The sequence below is a fragment of the Massilia phosphatilytica genome (genome assembly GCF_977014125.1).
In genome coordinates this window covers 1-2,313 of sequence record NZ_CDRNIL010000097.1, presented here as the reverse complement: position 1 = coordinate 2,313, position 2,313 = coordinate 1, and the positions used below count along the sequence as shown (strand labels likewise).

At 65.8% G+C, this 2,313-nt stretch carries 3 protein-coding genes; all 3 read right to left on the bottom strand.

All coding sequences use genetic code 11. The features are described from left to right. Positions 1 to 90: 90 nt before the first annotated feature. The 3 genes from slmA to ACWNCF_RS03275 all read right to left on the bottom strand — a co-directional run bounded on the left by slmA (position 91) and on the right by ACWNCF_RS03275 (position 2,054). Positions 91 to 669, bottom strand: a complete 579-nt coding sequence (gene slmA, locus ACWNCF_RS03285) for a nucleoid occlusion factor SlmA (protein ID WP_449406002.1) — start codon at positions 667 to 669, stop codon at positions 91 to 93. Positions 670 to 673: 4 nt separating this feature from the next. Next, positions 674 to 1,420, bottom strand: a complete 747-nt coding sequence (locus ACWNCF_RS03280) for an HAD-IA family hydrolase (RefSeq protein WP_449406001.1) — start codon at positions 1,418 to 1,420, stop codon at positions 674 to 676. Positions 1,421 to 1,862: 442 nt separating this feature from the next. Then, a complete protein-coding gene (locus ACWNCF_RS03275) occupies positions 1,863 to 2,054 on the bottom strand; it encodes a hypothetical protein (RefSeq protein WP_449406000.1) in 192 nt (63 codons plus the stop codon). Between the last annotated feature and the right edge of the window lie 259 nt (positions 2,055 to 2,313).

The window sequence follows — 2,313 nt, the reverse complement described above, 5'->3', positions numbered from 1 at the left end:
CTGTAACCTACTCGTTCAGTTACGTATTGCTAAGGTTAAAACGGAGGAGTTAGTTGGATGATCCAGCACCTTGGTCGTCCATGCGGGGATTCAGGCGGCGAGCAGCAGGGCCAGCTGCAGCGGACTGTTCTCGGTCGGGTGCTGTTTGAAGCCGCTCTTGGCGTAGCGGTGCCAGCGTCCCGTCACGTAGGCGACGAGCATGGCGGCGCGCGCGGCCACGTCTTCCTCGCGTCCGTGGCCCTGCGTGGCGGCCACGCGCAGCGCCTGTTTGAACGCCAGCTCGATCTTGTCGTAGAACTGGTTCATGCGCAGGACCAGGCGATCGTCCTCGCCGACGAGGGCGTCACCGATCAGCACGCGCGTCATGCCGGGATTGTTGGCGGCGAACGACAGCAGGATCTGCAGCATCGCATGCGCGCGGGCGACGCCGTTGTCCTCGCGCTCCGCGGCCTGGTTGAACAGGGTGAACACGGTCGCCTCGATGAATTCGATCAGGCCTTCGAACATCTGCGCCTTGCTGGCGAAATGCCGGTACAGGGCCGCTTCCGACACCGACAGCCGGGCGGCCAGCGCCGCCGTCGTGATCTTCTCGCCCTTCGGATGTTCGAGCATGGCCGCCAGGGCCTGGAGGATCTGCTGTTTGCGTTGGCCAGGCTTGGTGCTTGCCATGTTCTTAGACGTTTTCCGTGTGTGGTCGATGTGCGAGCCGACGCAGGTGCGCGGGCAGCCGAAGAACGGATTTTACTTTGACATCGACGTAACCGGGGCGTTTGACCATCTTCGGCAGCGGGGCTTTGCCGATCGGATCGGCGTAGCGCAGGTATTGCGTGACCCATACCGTGCGCACGCCGAGCTGCTTGGCGCGCTTGAGGTTCACGAGCGTGTCCTCGACGAGGATGCAGCGGCTGGCTGCGAGACCGTGGCGGCGCAGCAGGCGGCGCAGCATCAGCTTCGACGGTTTCGGGCGCAGCTGGCCGTGCACGCGCATGTCTTCGATCGACACGTGGTGCGCGAACTGGCGCTGCAGCCCGATGTGGCGCACGATGCCGGTCGAATACGCCGTCGGCGCGTTCGTCAGCAGGATCTTGCGGCCCGGGAGGCGGCGCAGCATGCGCTCCAGGCCGCGCTCGTAGCGCACCAGGTCGTGCAGCGCGCCGATGTCGTGCGTCTGGCGCAGGAAGTCGGCCGCATCGACGCGGTGGTGGCGGATCATGCCCAGCAACGTGGCGCCGTAGCGCTTCCAGTAGCCGACCCGGGCCGCGTTGACGGCTTCCGGGCTCGCCGGCGTGACGCCGTCGCCGAGCACGCGCGCGATATACGTGTTCATGTTGGCGCTGATCGCCGGGAAGATCGCGTGCGACGCGTCGTGCAATGTGTTGTCGAGGTCGAACAGCCAGACGGGAGAGGAAGACTTGGGCACGGGAAAGGAAAACGGACAGAGGGATCCGCGATTATAGACAGGATCACGGACGAAAAAGAAAAAGGGTCCGACGAATCGGACCCTTCTCTGAATTCTGGCGGAGCGGACGGGGCTCGCCCACGTTCCGCGGGCCGCGGTTTCGCTTGCAAGCGAAACCGCGGCCCCCGCGGAACGTGGGCGGACCCCACTCACCAGAATTCAGAGAAGGTCCGTTCGTCGGACCCTTTACTTTTCGTCCGTGATGCTGTCTATAATCGCGGATCCCGCTTTTTGCTTCCCCGTGCCAAGCTCCTCTCCCGTCTGGCTGTTCGACCTCGACAACACATTGCGCGACACCGTCGCGCGCGATCAGCGCCGACATGAACACGTATATCGCACCGCGTGCTCGGCGACGGCGTGCGCCAGGAAGCCGTCAACGCGGCCCGGTCGGCTACTGGAAGCGCTACGGCACGTTGCTGGGCGTGAGAATCGCCACCACCGCGTCGAATGTCGCCGACTTCTGCGCCAGACGCACGACATCGGCGCGCTGCAGCGACCTGGTGGCTGCGAGCGCCGCCTGGACCGCATGCTGCGCCGCCTCCCGGGCCGCAAGATGCTGCTGACGAACGCCGCGACAGGCGTATTCGACCGGCATCGTGCGCCACATCGGGCTGCAGCGCCAGTTCGCGCACCGCCGCGTGTCGAAATGGACGGTGCGCGGCGCACGCCGCTGCGCCCCGAAAACCGTCGAAGCTGATGCTGCGCCGCCTGCTGCGCCGCCACGGTCTCGCGGCGCCGCTGCATCCTCGTCGAGGACACGCTCGTGAACCTCAAGCGCGCCGAGCGGCCTCGGCGTGCGCACGGTATGGGTCACGCAATGCCTGCGCTACGCCGTCGATCGGCAAACTGCCCCG

Bases quoted from the DNA above. Each gene is read 5' to 3' on its own strand.
- slmA (WP_449406002.1), bottom strand. From the start codon at position 669: ATGGCAAGCACCAAGCCTGGCCAACGCAAACAGCAGATCCTCCAGGCC.
- ACWNCF_RS03275 (WP_449406000.1), bottom strand. From the start codon at position 2,054: ATGCCGGTCGAATACGCCTGTCGCGGCGTTCGTCAGCAGCATCTTGCG.